The following is a 15,370-nucleotide window of genomic DNA, read 5'->3' as shown; positions in this document are numbered from 1 at the left end:
TCGTGCCGTTTCGAACAGAAGGTGGGCACGGCGCAAATGCGCCTTTGCCCACCCTACGGCAGCTTGGCTCGCCGCTACTACTTCACACCGCGCCGTGCGCCTCGACGTACAGTGCATAAACCGAGTGGCTGCTCGCCATATACAGCCGGTTGTTCTTGGGGCCGCCGAAGCAGAGATTGGCGCAGCGCTCGGGCAGTCTGATGAAGGCGAGCGGCTTGCCGTCCGCGTTGAACACCATCACGCCGTCGAGATCCTCCGGCTTGGCCTTGAGCTGAAACACCTTGCGGCCGCCGACCTCAGTGGGCTCGGATTGCAGCGCGCCATTGGAGCCCCAGCCGCACCAGAGATTGCCGTCGCGATCGACGCGAAAACCGTCGAGCGAACCCTGGTCGGCAGCGTCGATCAGCTTGGTCTTGCCGCTCAAGGCGCCGTCGTCGCCGACATTGTAGCTCCAGATGCTACGGTTGGGCGTACCCTTCCATTCGACGATGTAGAGCTTCTTCTCGTCCGGCGAGAAGGCCAGGCCGTTCGGATTGACGAGGTCGGTGAGCACGGCAGTGATGTTGCCGTCCTTGGCGATGCGATAGACGTTGGTGGTGGCCTGCTCGGCCTTTTCCTTCTTGCCCTCCCACTCGCCGTTGATTCCGAACAGCGGATCGGTGAACCAAATGCTGTCGTCGGACTTGACCACGACGTCGTTCGGCGCGTTCAGCCGCTTGCCCTCGAACTTGTCTGCGAGCACGGTGATCTTGCCGTCCTTCTCGGTGCGGGTGACGCGGCGCGTGACGGAATGCTCGCAGGTGACGAGACGCCCCTGGCGATCCCTCGCATTGCCGTTGGCGTAATTGGCATTGGCGCGGAACACGCTGGTCTGCCCGGTGTTCTCGTCGAACTTCATGATCCGGTTGTTGGGAATGTCCGAGAACAGGAGATAGCCGCCCTCGGGGAAATAAGCGGGACCTTCGGCCCAGCGCATGCCTGAAGCGACCTGCTCGACCGTCGAGGAATAGAGCCGGTATTTTGTGAAACCGGGATCGAGGATCTGGACGGCGGGATCGGGGTAGCGCTGGTTCGGTGTGAAAGGGAACGATTGTGCGCCCGCGGCGCGGGCGAGCAGCGTGGATGCCACGGCCCCGCCAGCGCCGGCCATGAGATTGCGTCGCGTGAAATTCATGAAAGTCCTCCCTGCTCGATAATAGGCCGGCGCTTGATGTGGCCGGCCTGTGTCTTGACGTGAGTCTCGGCCTAGCGGCCGTTCTTCTTCCGCCATTGCGCGAAGTCGGTCAGCGTCTGCGGATCGGTTGCGGGATAGAGACCAAAGATGCCCCGACCCTTGCCGACTTCCTCGGTGACAAAGTCCTCGAACGCCGTCATCTCAGAGGTTTCGTTGGCGATCTCGTCGGCCAGATGCGCGGGGATCACAATGACGCCGTCGGCATCGCCGAGGATGACGTCGCCCGGGAACACCGGCGCGTCGCCGCAGCCGATCGGAACGTTGATCTCGATCGCCTGATGCAGCGTGAGATTGGTCGGCGCCGAAGGACGGTGATGGTAGGCGGGAATGCCGAGCTTGGCGATCTCGGCGGAATCGCGAAAGCCGCCGTCGGTGACGACGCCGGCGACACCGCGCTTCATCAAGCGCGTGACCAGGATCGCACCGGCGGAAGCGGCGCGCGCGTCCTTGCGGCTGTCCATCACCAGCACGGCACCCGCCGGACAATCCTCAATCGCTTTGCGCTGCGGATGCGCCCGGTCTTTGAACACGTCGATGGTGTTGAGATCCTCGCGCGCCGGCATGTAGCGCAGCGTGAAGGCCTCGCCGACCATGGTCGGCTGGTCGGGGCCGACGGGATGCACATCCTGGATCATCTGAACGCGCAGACCGCGCTTGAACAGCGCGGTGGCGACGGTGGCGGTGGAGACGGATTTGAGCTTGTTGCGGGTGGCTTCGGTAAGTTTTGTCATGTCGCGCTCTCTTATTTCGTCATTCCGGGGCGGCGAAACCGAACTACGGTGCGCAATTGCGCACCTGAGAATCTCGAAGTTCCGGGTTCGATGCTCCACATCGCCCCGGAACGACGGCGGTTGGGCTAGTAAATCGACGGTTCGCCGATCGGCGCGCCGAAATCGGTCTCGAGGAAGTCGAAGTCGCAGCCGTCATTGGCCTGCTTGATGTGCTTGGTGAACATCCAGCCGTAGCCGCGCTCGAAGCGGCGCTCGGGCTGCTTCCAGGCGGCACGGCGCTCGTCGAGCTCGGCTTCGCTCACGTCGAGATTGATGGTGCGGGCGGCGACGTCGAGGGTGATGCGGTCGCCGTTCTGCACCAGCGCCAGCGGACCACCGATATAGGATTCGGGCGAAACGTGCAGGATGCAGGCCCCATAGCTGGTGCCGCTCATGCGCGCATCCGAGAGGCGCACCATGTCGCGCACGCCCTGCTTCACGAGCTTGGTCGGAATCGGCAGCATGCCCCATTCCGGCATGCCCGGCCCGCCTTGCGGTCCTGCATTGCGCAAGATGAGGATGTGATCCTCGGTGACGTCGAGGTTGGGATCGTCGACGGCCTTCTTCATCGAGGGATAATCGTCGAACACCAGCGCGGGGCCGGTGTGCTTGAGAAAGCGCGGCGCGCAGGCGGAGGGCTTGATGACGCAGCCGTCGGGCGCGATATTGCCCTTGAGCACGGCGAGCGCGCCTTCCTTGTAGATGGGATTGTCGACCGAGCGAATCACGTCGGAATTGTGCACCTCAGCGCCCTCGATGTTCTCGCCAAGCGTCTTGCCGGTCACCGTGATGCAGTCCAGATGCAGATGCGGCTTGATCTGGGCCATCAGCGCCGGCAGGCCGCCGGCGTAGAAGAAATCCTCCATCAGATAGGCATCGCCGCTCGGGCGGACGTTCGCGATCACGGGCACCTTGCGGCTCGCGATCTCGAAATCGTCGAGCCCGATGTCCTGGCCGGCGCGGCGCGCCTGCGCGATCAGATGGATGATCGCGTTGGTCGAGCAGCCCATCGCCATCGCCACCGCAATCGCATTCTCGAAGGCTTTCCGGGTCTGGATCGTCGTCGGGGTCAAATCGTCCCAGACCATCTCGACGATGCGGCGGCCGCATTCGGAGGCCATGCGGATGTGGTTGGCGTCCGCGGCCGGAATCGAGGAGGCGCCGGGCAGCGTCATGCCGATCGCTTCCGCAATCGCGGTCATGGTCGAAGCCGTGCCCATGGTCATGCAGGTGCCGTAGCTGCGGGCGATGCCGGCTTCGATATCGAGCCAGTCCTTGTCGGAGATCTTTCCGGCGCGGCGCTCGTCCCAGTACTTCCAGCCGTCCGAACCGGAGCCGAGGGTCTTGCCCTTCCAATTGCCGCGCAGCATCGGGCCTGCCGGCAGATAGATCGCCGGGATGTTCATCGAGGTCGCACCCAGCAGCAGCGCCGGCGTGGTCTTGTCGCAGCCGCCCATCAGCACCACTCCGTCGACGGGATGGCTGCGCAGCAATTCCTCGGCGTCCATCGCCAGCAGATTGCGGTAGAGCATGGTGGTCGGCTTGAGGAGCGATTCCGAGAGCGACAACGCCGGCAGTTCGATCGGAAAGCCGCCGGCCATCAGAATGCCGCGTTTGACGTCGTCGACGCGCGACTTGAAATGCATGTGGCAGGGCTGTGCGTCCGACCAGGTGTTGAGAATCGCGATGATCGGGCGATCCTTCCACTCCTCCGGCGCGTAGCCCATCTGCATGGTGCGGGAGCGGTGGCCGAACGAGCGGAGATCGTCGGGCGCGAACCAGCGCGCGCTGCGGAGCTGGTCGGGCGTCATTTTCTTCTTGGTCATGATTGGGTGCCCCATTTCTGGACGGTGTTCCGCTCGATGGCGCGGAAGATCAGGTTCTCGACAAAGAGGCCGATGATGATCACCGTCAAGAGGCCTGCGAAGACCGCAGGTATGTCGAGCAGGTTGCGGTTCTCGAAGATGAACCAGCCAAGCCCCCCTTGCCCCGATGACACGCCGAACACCAGCTCGGCCGCGATCAGCGTACGCCAGGCAAAGGCCCAGCCGATCTTCAGGCCGGTGAGGATCGAGCCGAAGGCTGCGGGGATGAGTATCCTGGCGACGTAGGGCAAGCCGCGCAGGCCGTAATTGCGACCGACCATGCGCAGCGTGTTCGACACGCTCTTGAAGCCGGAATGGGTGTTCAGCGCGACCGGCCACAGCACCGAATGGATCAGCACGAAGACGAGGCTGCCATTGCCGAGGCCGAACCAGATCAACGCGAGCGGCAGCAGCGCGATCGCCGGCAACGGGTTGAACATCGCCGTCACGGTCTCGAGGAAATCGGTGCCGATGCGGGTCGAGATGGCGAGAATGGTGAAGATTGCAGCCAGCGCGATGCCGGCCGAATAGCCCATGAACAGCACTTTCAGCGACGCCCACGCGCGCATCGGAATGGTACCGTCCTTGACGCGATCGAATAGCGTGACCGCGGTATCGTGCAGCGTCGGGAACAACAGCGGATTGTCGAGGGCGAGGCCGTAGGCTTCCCAGATCGCCGCCAGGAACAGAATGATGACGGACTTGCGGACGAAGCCGTCGTTCCAGAGCAGCTCGGCAACGCCCAGCTTGCGCTCGACCTCACCCGCACCTGAAGCGGCGGCCGGTTCGGCCCGCGGCAATATCCTGGCTTGGCCCATCAGAGGCTCCTCAATGCGCGGTCGCTTCTTGCGCGAACAGGAGATCGTGGATCTCCTTCTCGAGCCGGCCGGCGCTACCGTCTTCGTTCGAGACCTTGTCGACGTCGACCACCTCGGCCTTGACGCGGCCGGGATGCGGCGACAGCAGCAGGATGCGGTTGCCGATGCGGATCGCTTCCGCGATCGAATGGGTCACGAACAACACCGTGAATTTGGTCTCGCTCCAGAGCTGGAGCAGCTCGTCCTGGCAGGTCCGGCGCGTCAATGCATCGAGCGCGGCGAACGGCTCGTCCATCAGCAGGATGTCGGGCTCCATCGCCATGCCGCGCGCGATCGCGACGCGCTGCTTCATGCCGCCGGAGAGCGTGTGCGGATAGGCATCGACGACGCGGGTCAGGCCGACCTTCTCGATATAGGCCCGCGCCTTCGCCTCGGCGTCCTTGCGCGACAGCTTTCGCGCGGTCAGCAGCGGAAACATCACGTTGGCGAGTACGCTCTTCCAGGGCAAGAGCTGGTCGAACTCCTGGAAGATCATCATGCGATCGGCGCCGGGACCGTGGATCTCGCGATCGCCGATCGTCATGCGGCCTTCGCTCGGGCTCATGTAGCCGCCGACGGCCTTGAGCAGGGTCGACTTGCCGCAACCGGACGGACCGAGCAGCACGAAGCGGTCGGACTTGTCGACGCTAAAGCTCACCCTCTCCGTGGCGGTGACGACGGCGCTGGAGGTCTTGTAGCGCAGCGTCACGCCACTGACGTCGAGCAGCGCCATCAGTTGCCCTTCAGATCGTGCGCGACGGGCAGATAATAATCGGTCCACGCCTTGGGCTGGTTCTTCAGCGTGCCGGTCTTGAACAGATGGGCGGCGAACTTCATCGTGCCTTGCGGCTCGAGATTCCACTCCATCATGCCGGGCTCCTTGAGGAGATCGAGCAGCTCCTCGACCGAGGTCTTGTCGCCGGTGATCTCCTTGTAGATCTCGACCGCCTGCCTGGTGTCGCTGCGGATCACATCCTGCGCTTCCTTGGTCGCGTCGCGCACGGCCTGGATGATCTTTGGATTGGCGTCGGCAAACTTCGTCGTGGTGAAGAACTGGGCCTGGCTGAGCGGCCCGCCCATCACGTCCGGCGATGACAGCACGATGTGCGCGCCCGGCACGTTCTTCAGCTCCAGGAAGGTGAAGGGCGGGATCGAGAAGTGGGTGTGCACCTCGTGCTTGGAGTTGGACAGCGCGGCATAGGCATCGGGATGGCCGAGCTGCACCGTGTTGGAATCCAGCTTCGACCATTGGTCGGCACCGAAAGCCTCGGCGGCGGCGATCTGAAGCACGATCGCCTGGGTCGAGACCTTGACTGTCGGCACCGCGATCTTGTCGCTGGGGCCGAAATCCCTGATCGACTTGATGTTGGCGTCGCGGCTGATCAGCGTCATTGGCTGCGCCGACGTCGCGACGATGCCCTTGACGCCGCCGCGGGTGCGATCCCACAGCAGCAGAAGGTTGCCGGTGCCGGTGTTGAGGATGTCGACGCCGCCCGCGAGCAGGGCATCGGTCTGCGCGCCACCGCCGGAGAAGGTGATCCATTTGGTGGTGACGCCCGAGACGCCGAGAGAAGCCGCGTGCTTCTCGATCAGCTTCTGCTTCTCCATGATGTGGCTGGGCATGTAGAAAATGCCAGGCTGGCGCGACAGCGCGACCTCGGACTTCTGCTGGGCGTGCGCGGCGTTTGCGGTCAGGACGGCTGCGGCGATCAGGACGCCGGCCGCAAGCTTGCTGCGAAGATGCGTGATCATTGTTGTGTGTTTCCTCCGGTCACCGTCGAGCTGCGTTGACCCCGGTGATGTACTAATATATTAGTGCATCATCGGCAAGCCCGCGGGACCCGCCATGGAATCACCCGACCCCGCGCCGCGCGCGGCGCCCCGACCCGCCGCCCGGCTCGATCGCGGCCGTCAAGCCGCGCCGCAGGTGTTCGAGCGGCTGCGCAACGCAATCATCGCCCTCGAACTGCCGCCGGGCGCCCCGCTGTCACGCGCCGAGCTTGCCGGCCAGTTCGGCGTCAGCTCGACCCCGGTGCGCGACGCGCTGATGCGGCTCGAGGAAGAAGGCCTGGTCGACGTGTTTCCGCAGCATGCGACCGTGGTCAGCCGGATCGACGTCGATCGCGCGCAACAGGCGCATTTCCTGCGCCAGGCGCTGGAACTGGAGATCGTCCGCCTGATCGCAACCAGTGCCGACGCCGCCCTGATCGTTCGCCTGGATCACACCATCGCGTTGCAACAGCAATCCGCCAGGGCCGGCGACTTCGAGGCCTTCATGGCCGGCGACAACGATTTTCACGCCCAGCTCTACACGGCCGCAGGCAAGCACGATCTGTGGACACTGGTGCGCAGCCGCAGTGGACACAGCGACCGGCTGCGCCGGCTGCACCTGCCCTCGCCCGGCAAGGCCCAGAACATCGTGCGTCACCACAAGCTGATCACGCGCGCGATCGAGGCCGGCGACGCCGAGGCCGCGCAGCAGCATCTGCGCAAGCATCTGTCGGGTACCCTAAGTGAGCTCGACAGGATCCGGAGCGACTATCCCGAGTACCTGACCGACTAAGAGGGAACCCGAGCCCGCCCGCCTTTATGCACGAGAGAATACATATGACGCTGGCGACGATCGGTTAGCTCAAACGGAATGTGGCGCTCGCGAAGTGCTTGCAGGCTGCACGGAATCCGCGCAACAATTTCATCTTTAAGGGATTTGATTTGCGGCCGGTGGGATCTCCACCCGGCCCGGAGGAATTCAGACGTGGCCAACATCCTGATCGTGGATGACGACCCGGCCGTTCAAATCACGATCCGGCTGCTCCTGGAGAGGGCCGGTCATCACGTCACCGTCGCCGGCGATGGCCGCAAGGGACTTGCGCTGTTCGAGGCGGACCAGTTCGATCTGCTGTTTCTGGACATCTTCATGCCCGGCATGGACGGGCTGGAGACGATGCGTCACATCCGGGCGCTGGTCCCGGCCATTCCGATCATCGTCATTTCCGGCCGCTCGATCACGCCGGACGCCTATGCAGAGCCGGACTTCCTGAAGATGGCGACCAGGCTCGGCGCCGTGGCAAGCCTGCAAAAGCCATTCAGAGCCGGGGCACTGCTCGCCGCGGTCGACGGCTGCCTGAACGCAGGCGAGCCGGAGGGGTCCGATGTCAGCACCGGCAGCCCATGAGAACGAGGTTCGTTCCGTCCCGGGCCAGAATAGGCGCGGCCATCCGGCAAACGGCGTGAATATTCCCATGAAGCTCGCAACGCGGCTTGCCATCGCCATGATCCTGCTGGTGGCGGTGACCGTGGCCGCAGTCGGCTGGCTGGGCTATCGCAACACCACGCAGGCGGTCATTCCGCGCGTGCTGGAGCGGATCGAGGCTCAGTCACGCCTGCTGGCAACCAACCTCGAAACTTACGTCGCCGGCGTGCGCGGCGATCTGATCGGCTATCGCGCCGCCGCGGCCATCAACGGCCTGATCCGCGCTCACGCAGGCGGAGGAATTGACCCTTCTGACGGTGTTTCGGAGCAAACCTGGCGCGAGCGTATCGCCACGCGGCTCGCGGCCGAGATCGAGGCTAAGCCAATCTACGGGCAGTTCCGGATCATCGGTATTGATAATGACCAGCGTGAGCTGGTCCGCGTCGATCGCTCCGGACCGAACGGAGCAGCACGGATCGCCCCAGACGGCGAATTGGAGCGCAAAAGCGACCGGTCCTACTTTCAGGACACCATCCGGCTCGGGCCCGGCGATATTTATGTGTCGCCCGTCGATCTCGCGACCCGCCAAGGGGGCACCACGGCCTCGCACGGTCCGACGCTGCGGGTCGCGACGCCACTGTTCACGCCGGATGGCAAGCCGTTCGGTATCATCGTCGCCAATATCGATATGCGTCCGGCTCTCGACCACGTCCGCGCGACCGCGAACTCAGGTGGCGAGATTTACGTCGTGAATTCGCGCGGCGACTATCTCGTTCATCCCGATCGCGGGCGCGAATTCGGTTCATTGCGGGGCCACCCGACCAACTGGCGCGACGATTTTCCATTCTTCTCAGCCTTCACCGGCACCTCGGACGTATCCACGCGGCTCATGACCGACCAGTCGGGCCGACCGAGTGGCGCGGCGATCGCGCCGGCACTGCTGGCAGACAAGGAATGGACCGCAATCATCGTGACCGTGCCCCCGTCCGTCTTCGGCCGGGTGCCGGCCGCCATTCAAAAGACGTCCTTGCTGGTCGGCGTGCTTGCCGTCCTTGCCGCGGCTTCACTCGCGGTGCTGCTCGCGCGCTCATTGACGCGCCCGATCGGCCGCCTGACTGCGGCCGTGGAGGCGATCGGCCGCGGGAAGCCGGCGGACATTCCCGTCGATGCCAGCGGCGAGACGGGCGTGCTGGCGCGGGCTTTCGCCCGGATGGTCGACGAGACCCGTACGAAAACCGCCGCGCTCGAACGCGAGATCGAGGAACATCGCCGCACCGAAGCCGCGCGAAGCCATCATGAAGCGCGCGAGCGCTTGTTCAGCGCCGCGGTGGAATCCTCCGACGATGCGATCGTGATGCAGACGCTCGATACCGTCATCACGGGCTGGAATCCGGCTGCCGAGCGCCTGTACGGATATTCGGCGGACGAGGCGATCGGAAAGTCGACCGCGATCATCGTACCCGCCGACCGCCGCGAGCAGGGCAAGGACATTTTGCATCGGATCGCCCGGGGCGAGCCGATCGAACGCTTCGAGACGGTGCGCCTGCGCAAGGACGGCACGCAAGTCGAGATCTCACTCAGCCTCTCACCGATCAGAGGACCGTCGGGTGACATCATCGGTGTCTCCGGATCTGCGCGCAGCCTTACCGAGGCGCGGCGGGCCGAGCGGGCACTGCAGCAGCAGCTCGAGGAGCGACGGCAGATATTCGAGACGTCGCAGGACCTGATCATGATCATGGACGCGCGCGGCCATATCGTGCAGATCAGCCCGAGCAGCGAGGCCATTCTCGGCTATGGGCCGCAGGAGATGGTCGGCCGCAGCGGCACCGAGTTTATTCATCCCGACCATCTGGAGCAGTCCCGCGAGGACATGCGCGCGATGCGGCGCGGCGAACATCCCAAGCTCCCCGATACCCGCTGCTTCCACAAGAACGGGCATGAGGTCTGGCTGTCCTGGCTCTGCAGATGGTCCGAGGGAGCTCAACGCTTCTTCTTTGTCGGGCGGGACATGACCGAGGCCCGCCTAGTGCAGGAATCGCTGCGCCAGAGCGAGCGGCTCGCCCGCAACATCGTCGAGACCTCACTCGACGCCTTCGTCCAGACCGACGAGACCGGCAGCATCCTGAACTGGAACTCGCAGGCCGAGCAGCTGTTCGGCTGGCGCCGCGACGAGGTGATCGGCAAGCGCACGATCGACCTCATCGTTGCCGAGAGCGAACGCGAGAGGGCCAGGGCGGGCCTGAAGCAGTTTCTGGAGAACGAGGACGACAGAACGCTGAACCGCCGCCGCGAGCTCATGTGCCGCCGCCGCGACGGCAAGGAATTCAAGGCCGAGCTCAGCGTCACCGCGCTGAAGCGCCGCGAAGGCCTGCTGTTTAACGTCTTTTACCGCGACCTCACCGACAAGATCGCCGCCGAGGAGCGCATCCGCCATGCCGAGAAGATGGAGGCGGTCGGCCAGCTCACCGGCGGCGTGGCGCACGATTTCAACAACATCCTCACCGTCATCACCGGGACGATCGAGATCCTCGCCGAGGCGGTCGAGAAGGAGCCGCAGCTTGCGGCCATCACCAAGATGATCGACGAGGCCGCCGCGCGCGGCGCCGATCTGACCCAGCACCTGCTCGCCTTCGCGCGCAAGCAGCCGCTCCAGCCGCGCGAGATCGACATCAACTCGCTGGTCGTCGACACCGCGAAATTATTGCGGCCGACGCTGGGCGAGCAGATCCTGATCGAATCGGTGTTCGAGGACGAGATTTGCGTCGCGATCGTCGATCCCAACCAGCTCACCACCGCGATCCTCAACCTCGCGCTCAACGCCCGCGACGCCATGCCCGGTGGCGGCAAGCTGATCATGGAGACCGGCGCCGCCTATCTCGACGAGGTCTATGCCAGCGTCAACGATGTCCGCCCCGGCCATTACGTGCTGATTGCCGTCAGCGACACCGGCACCGGGATCCCTGCGAACATGCTGCCCAGGGTGTTCGACCCCTTCTTCACCTCGAAGGGACCGGGCAAGGGCACCGGGCTCGGGCTTTCGATGGTGTACGGCTTCATCAAGCAGTCCGCCGGACACATCAAGATCTACAGCGAGGAAGGCCACGGCACCACGATCAAGATGTACCTGCCGCCCGGCAAGACGCCGACAACGGTCGGTGAGGGCGTGACGCCGGCGACCATCGAGGGCGGACACGAGACGATCCTGGTGGTCGAGGACGACAGGCTGGTGCGCGACTACGTGCTGGCACAGCTGCATTCGCTGGGTTACGTCACCCTGCAGGCCGCGAACGCCGCGGAGGCGCTCGCGATCGTCGCCGCCGGAAAGCCGTTCGACCTTCTGTTCACCGACGTCATCATGCCCGGCAAGATGAACGGACGGCAGCTCGCCGACGAGCTCCAGAAGGCGCGCCCCGATCTCAGAGTGGTCTACACATCAGGCTATACCGAGAATGCGATCATCCATCACGGCCGGCTGGATTCCGGCGTTCTGCTGCTGGCGAAACCTTATCGCAAGGCGGATCTCGCGCGGATCATCCGGAAAGCCCTGCAGGCGTAACGCGCGGTTTCGTGTCCGGAGACGGCGCAAGGCGGAACGCTGCGGCGCAGAGCCGGGACCCGGAACTGTCTGCAGTAAAATTGGAGAAATAGGCCCCGGCTCAGCGGCGCATCATTTCATGATGCGCCGCGTCCGGGGCACGAGACCATTTTACGATGCGCGCTGGGCCGCGGTCATCACGATGCGGATCAGGTCGGCGGCGTTGCGCGCGCCGAGCTTCTTCATGATGTTGGCGCGGTGATCCTCGATGGTGCGCGGGCTGATGCCGAGCGTGCGGCCGGCTTCCTTGTTGGACGCACCGGAGGCGAACTGCTCGAGCACCTCGCGCTCCCTGCGCGTCAGCGGCTCGCGTCCGGGGAAATGCAGCGAGCCGAATTTCGGCGAGGCATTCTCCGCCTGCCTGCGCGCATAGGCGCCGATCGCCTCGTCGAGCCGTCCGACAATTTCGCTGCCCCGGAACGGCTTCTCGATGAAGTCGAGCGCGCCGCTCTTGATCGCGCCCACCGCCATCGCGATGTCGCCCTGTCCGGAGATCATGAAGATCGGCGCCGGATAATCCTCGCCGTGCAGCTCGTTCAGGATGTCGAGGCCCGACTTTCCGGGAATGTTCACGTCGAGCAGGATTGCAGCCGGCGTGCGGTGTCGTGCGACGGAGAGCAGCGCTGCGCCGTCCGCAAAACAGATCACCTCATAGCCCGCCGCCTTCAACACCATCGACAGAGTGTCGCGAACGGCAGGATCGTCGTCGACTACGAAGATTTCACCGCGAGAGCTTTGTTCGGCCATGTGCCACATCCGGTTGGCATGAAGGACTCGCGTGCGCGCCAACCGTTTATGGCGTTCGGCGCGGATTCGGCCCACCCGTATTTGTACGGGACATGGACTTAACGCACAAGTAGCCGCAGGGTGCCTAATTGCGGGGTACGGAGAATATCCATGCTAAATTTCGCTGGCACACTCCCGCTCGGCGCGATGCCCGAAACCGACAGACATCAGTTGATCGCAGCCGATCTTCGCGCTCTGATCACACGCATCGAGAGCAGCATGCGCCTGATCGACGCAGCCATGATGGAAACCGGCTCGTTGGAAACAGGCGATCCGGCGGGTTCCGCCGACATTTTCGTGCTCGACGACGTCACGCCGCGCTATGCTACGGCGAGCGCCGCCCTCAATGCCTGCCGGGCGGGCCTTGGCCACGCCCTGCAATGTCTGTCGGAATCCGGCAGCCCGGCATAGACCGCGATCAACGCGGCCCCGCAGCCGCATCCGATCGCATGGCAGCTCGGCAGCTCAGGCGCGGTGCCGCTCCACAGTCGCCTCGCTGGCGACACCGCCCCAGGTGTGGATCGCCGGAAGGCCCATCGCGGTCTTGCCGAGATTGGCGAGGCTGATGCGCAAGGCCGCGAGGTCGAGCGGCTTCGGCAGGCTCTGGAGTTCGATCCCGACGGCGCGGGCGAAGCTGCGGGCAGCGCTGCGGCGCTTGCCGTCCATGCCGCTGATGACAATCACGGCGCCGCCGAACTTCGCCGCCGCCATCTCGCGCAGCACGTCGATGCCGTCGCCATCCTCCAGCACGAGGTCGAGCGTCACGCAATCGAAGCGGGCGGCACGAAGCTTCTCGATCGCGTCCGCCACCGACGGCGCCGCGGTGACTTCGTGGCCGGCCTGCTTGGCGGCGACCGTGATCAGGCTGCGCTGGGTGGCGTCGTCATCGACCACCAGGAGCTGAAGCGCACGCCGTTCGGCGCCGCCGGGCAGGTTTGACGGAATGGGGGAAAGAGAACTTCTGGGCATTGTCGTATCCTGAGATCGAGACCATCGATGGATACACGGACCGTGCTTAAGCGAGGTAAAGCGGCCAACGCAAATTCACTCGAATGTTTCGGCAAATATAAAGCAACCTCGCGGATAGCGTAGCGGCTGCCCCGCCGATCAGGCCGCTTCGTCACGGCCGCCGGCCGCGCCGCGCTTCTTCCTGTTCTTGCCGCGCAGGAACTGGATGTCCATTTCGGCGCCATTGACGCGGACCAGCTCGCAGCGGCGGTAGGCGAGGCCCGTGGACGACAACAGCAGGAAGAACTCCTTCAGATTCAAGCCCTGGATCGAGCCTTCCACCGTGAGGATGGCGTCGGTGTCGGAGATCGCGTTGAGCTTGCAGTCGCGGCGCCAGGTGCCGTCGATGGCCATGATGCAGACGTCATAGCCGCGACTGAAAGTTACGCGTTCCGTGCCCTTGCCATCCTCGGCCATGTCTAGCGTCCTGCCATGATCGCCATGCGCGGTGCTGCGCCGGCGAGAGCCGGCTTGGCGGCCGCGGCACGCGGATCGTTCGGCTTGTAGAGGCCGCGCCGCTCCGGAATCGGGCGGAACGTATCGGTCAGACCGACCACGGTCTCGGCCGCGCCCAGCACCAGGAAGCCGTCGGGCTCGATCTGGCGCGCCAGCCGGTTGAAGATGTTGATCTTGGTGTCCTGGTCGAAATAGATTAGCACGTTGCGGCAGAAGATGACGTCGAAGGTGCCGAGCTGGGCGAAATCGTGCAGCAGGTTGAGCTGCCGGTGCTGGATCATCGCCCGCAGCTCGGGATTGATCTGCCACGTCTCGCCGTTCTGCTTGAAATATTTCATCAGCATCTGGATCGGCAGGCCGCGCTGCACCTCGAACTGGCTGTAGATGCCCGCCCTGGCCTTCTCCAGCACCTCCTGCGACAAATCGGTGGCGATGATCTCGATGCGCCAGCCGGTCAGGGCCGCGCCCATCTCCTTCAGGCTCATCGCCAGCGAATAGGGCTCCTGCCCGGTCGAGCCGGCGGCGCACCAGATGCGCACGCTCCGACGCGCGGCGCGCGCCTTGATGACCTCGGGCATGATGGTGTCGCGGAAATGATCGAACGGGACCTTGTCGCGGAAGAAGAAGGTCTCGTTTGTGGTCATGGCTTCGACCACGTCGGTGATCAGCGTGCGCGAGCCGCCGTGCAGCTTCTGCACCAGCTCGGGGATGCCGGAGAGCCCGGCCTTGCGGGCGAGCGGCAGCAGGCGGCTTTCGATCAGATATTGCTTGTCTGCGGACAGGTCGAGCCCGGAATTGTCCTTCAGGAACTTGCGCAGATACTCATACTCGGTCGGCGTCACGGATGGCCTCTTCGAATCTGTACTGGAACACTTCTGGCCAAAGCACTTCGGCCAGACACACTCAGACCATTGCTTGTCCGACCGGGATCAAACCAACCTCTGCGAATTTGTCGGCGATGATGTCCTTGTCGAAGGGCTTCATGATGTACTCGTTGGCGCCGCCGCTGAGCGCCTGAGCGATATGAGCCACGTTGTTCTCGGTGGTGCAGAACACCACCTTGGGCTGGTCGCCTCCGGGCAGGCGGCGCATGTGGCCCATGAATTCGAAGCCGTCCATCACGGGCATGTTCCAGTCGAGCAGCACCGCATCGGGCAGCTGCCGCTGGCAGATCTCGAGCGCCTTCGAGCCGTCCTCGGCCTCGGTGACTTGGAATTCCAGGCCTTCCAGGATCCGGCGCGCGATCTTGCGCACGACGCTGGAATCATCGACCACCAAACACGTCTTCATTTCAGTTCTCCGGCTTCGATGCTTTTCGTTGGCTCACGCAGCCATTTGCACTTTGGTTTCGAGTTCGAGGACACGATCGACGTCGAGGACGACCATGAGCTGTCCGTCGAGGCGGTGGACGCCGCCGGCGAGCTTGGCCATGCGGGGATCCAGATTGACGGGGTTCTCTTCCATGCCGGCGTCGGGCAGGCGCAGCACCTCGCCGATCTGGTCGATGAGCAGGCCGTAGGATTCACCGCGCAGGTCGACGCCGACCGCCATCGGCACCTTGCCGTCCTCGGGCTGCGGCAGGCCGAGACGGGCGCGCATGTCGACC

16 protein-coding genes are annotated in these 15,370 nt (G+C 64.4%); 4 read left to right on the top strand and 12 right to left on the bottom strand.

Translation table 11 applies throughout. From position 1 onward, the window contains the following. Window positions 1-82 precede the first annotated feature (82 nt). The 6 genes from IVB28_RS20590 to IVB28_RS20565 all read right to left on the bottom strand — a co-directional run bounded on the left by IVB28_RS20590 (window position 83) and on the right by IVB28_RS20565 (window position 6,478). Window positions 83-1,174, bottom strand: coding sequence for an SMP-30/gluconolactonase/LRE family protein (locus IVB28_RS20590; RefSeq protein ID WP_247528641.1), 1,092 nt, complete (start codon window positions 1,172-1,174; stop codon window positions 83-85). A gap of 71 nt (window positions 1,175-1,245) precedes the next feature. Then, entirely contained in the window at window positions 1,246-1,965 is a 720-nt protein-coding gene (locus IVB28_RS20585) for a ribonuclease activity regulator RraA (protein ID WP_247528640.1), read from the bottom strand. Window positions 1,966-2,090: 125 nt separating this feature from the next. Continuing rightward, window positions 2,091-3,830 (bottom strand): L-arabinonate dehydratase, encoded by a 1,740-nt coding sequence (gene araD / locus IVB28_RS20580; protein WP_247528639.1) that lies wholly within the window; start codon window positions 3,828-3,830, stop codon window positions 2,091-2,093. Then, on the bottom strand, window positions 3,827-4,687 hold the full coding sequence (locus IVB28_RS20575; RefSeq protein WP_247528638.1) for an ABC transporter permease: 861 nt from the start codon (window positions 4,685-4,687) through the stop codon (window positions 3,827-3,829). Before IVB28_RS20575 ends, araD begins: the two co-directional genes overlap by 4 nt. A gap of 10 nt (window positions 4,688-4,697) precedes the next feature. Further along, window positions 4,698-5,459, bottom strand: coding sequence for an ABC transporter ATP-binding protein (locus IVB28_RS20570; protein WP_247528637.1), 762 nt, complete (start codon window positions 5,457-5,459; stop codon window positions 4,698-4,700). After that, a complete protein-coding gene (locus tag IVB28_RS20565) occupies window positions 5,459-6,478 on the bottom strand; it encodes an ABC transporter substrate-binding protein (RefSeq protein WP_247528635.1) in 1,020 nt (339 codons plus the stop codon). Before IVB28_RS20565 ends, IVB28_RS20570 begins: the two co-directional genes overlap by 1 nt. A gap of 94 nt (window positions 6,479-6,572) precedes the next feature. Here IVB28_RS20565 and IVB28_RS20560 point away from each other — a divergent pair, with 94 nt between their 5' ends. From IVB28_RS20560 to IVB28_RS20550, 3 genes are all read left to right on the top strand, one after another. After that, a complete protein-coding gene (locus IVB28_RS20560; protein ID WP_247528633.1) occupies window positions 6,573-7,289 on the top strand; it encodes a GntR family transcriptional regulator in 717 nt (238 codons plus the stop codon). Between the two features lie 192 nt (window positions 7,290-7,481). Beyond that, window positions 7,482-7,901 carry a response regulator gene (locus tag IVB28_RS20555; RefSeq protein ID WP_247528631.1) on the top strand — a complete coding sequence of 140 codons (420 nt, stop codon included), beginning with the start codon at window positions 7,482-7,484 and terminating at the stop codon, window positions 7,899-7,901. After that, the gene (locus IVB28_RS20550) at window positions 7,879-11,475 is read left to right on the top strand and encodes a PAS domain S-box protein (RefSeq protein ID WP_247528630.1); all 3,597 of its coding nucleotides are present in this window, start codon (window positions 7,879-7,881) and stop codon (window positions 11,473-11,475) included. Before IVB28_RS20555 ends, IVB28_RS20550 begins: the two co-directional genes overlap by 23 nt. Window positions 11,476-11,625: 150 nt before the next feature. Here IVB28_RS20550 and IVB28_RS20545 read toward each other — a convergent pair whose 3' ends face one another. After that, window positions 11,626-12,261 carry a response regulator gene (locus tag IVB28_RS20545; RefSeq protein WP_247528629.1) on the bottom strand — a complete coding sequence of 212 codons (636 nt, stop codon included), beginning with the start codon at window positions 12,259-12,261 and terminating at the stop codon, window positions 11,626-11,628. Window positions 12,262-12,411: 150 nt separating this feature from the next. Between IVB28_RS20545 and IVB28_RS20540 the strand changes: the two genes are divergently transcribed. Continuing rightward, a complete protein-coding gene (locus tag IVB28_RS20540; RefSeq protein ID WP_247528628.1) occupies window positions 12,412-12,711 on the top strand; it encodes a hypothetical protein in 300 nt (99 codons plus the stop codon). Window positions 12,712-12,765: 54 nt separating this feature from the next. Here the strand turns inward: IVB28_RS20540 and IVB28_RS20535 are convergent, their stop codons facing one another. The 5 genes from IVB28_RS20535 to IVB28_RS20515 all read right to left on the bottom strand — a co-directional run. After that, the gene (locus IVB28_RS20535) at window positions 12,766-13,269 is read right to left on the bottom strand and encodes a response regulator (RefSeq protein WP_247528627.1); all 504 of its coding nucleotides are present in this window, start codon (window positions 13,267-13,269) and stop codon (window positions 12,766-12,768) included. A 138-nt stretch (window positions 13,270-13,407) separates the two neighbouring features. Next, window positions 13,408-13,725, bottom strand: coding sequence for a hypothetical protein (locus tag IVB28_RS20530; protein WP_018321617.1), 318 nt, complete (start codon window positions 13,723-13,725; stop codon window positions 13,408-13,410). A gap of 2 nt (window positions 13,726-13,727) precedes the next feature. Next, entirely contained in the window at window positions 13,728-14,606 is an 879-nt protein-coding gene (locus IVB28_RS20525) for a protein-glutamate O-methyltransferase CheR (RefSeq protein ID WP_247528626.1), read from the bottom strand. 61 nt (window positions 14,607-14,667) lie between these two features. Continuing rightward, window positions 14,668-15,054: a response regulator gene (locus IVB28_RS20520; protein WP_028143851.1), complete on the bottom strand. Its 387-nt coding sequence runs from the start codon at window positions 15,052-15,054 to the stop codon at window positions 14,668-14,670. Between the two features lie 33 nt (window positions 15,055-15,087). Then, a partial coding sequence (locus IVB28_RS20515; RefSeq protein ID WP_247528625.1) for a chemotaxis protein CheW occupies window positions 15,088-15,370 on the bottom strand: 283 nt, incomplete at its 5' end.

Source organism: Bradyrhizobium sp. 199 (genome assembly GCF_023073355.1).
Lineage (GTDB): Bacteria > Pseudomonadota > Alphaproteobacteria > Rhizobiales > Xanthobacteraceae > Bradyrhizobium.
The sequence above is the reverse complement of the archived record's forward strand: the minus strand, read 5'-3'. Positions and strand labels throughout refer to the sequence as shown.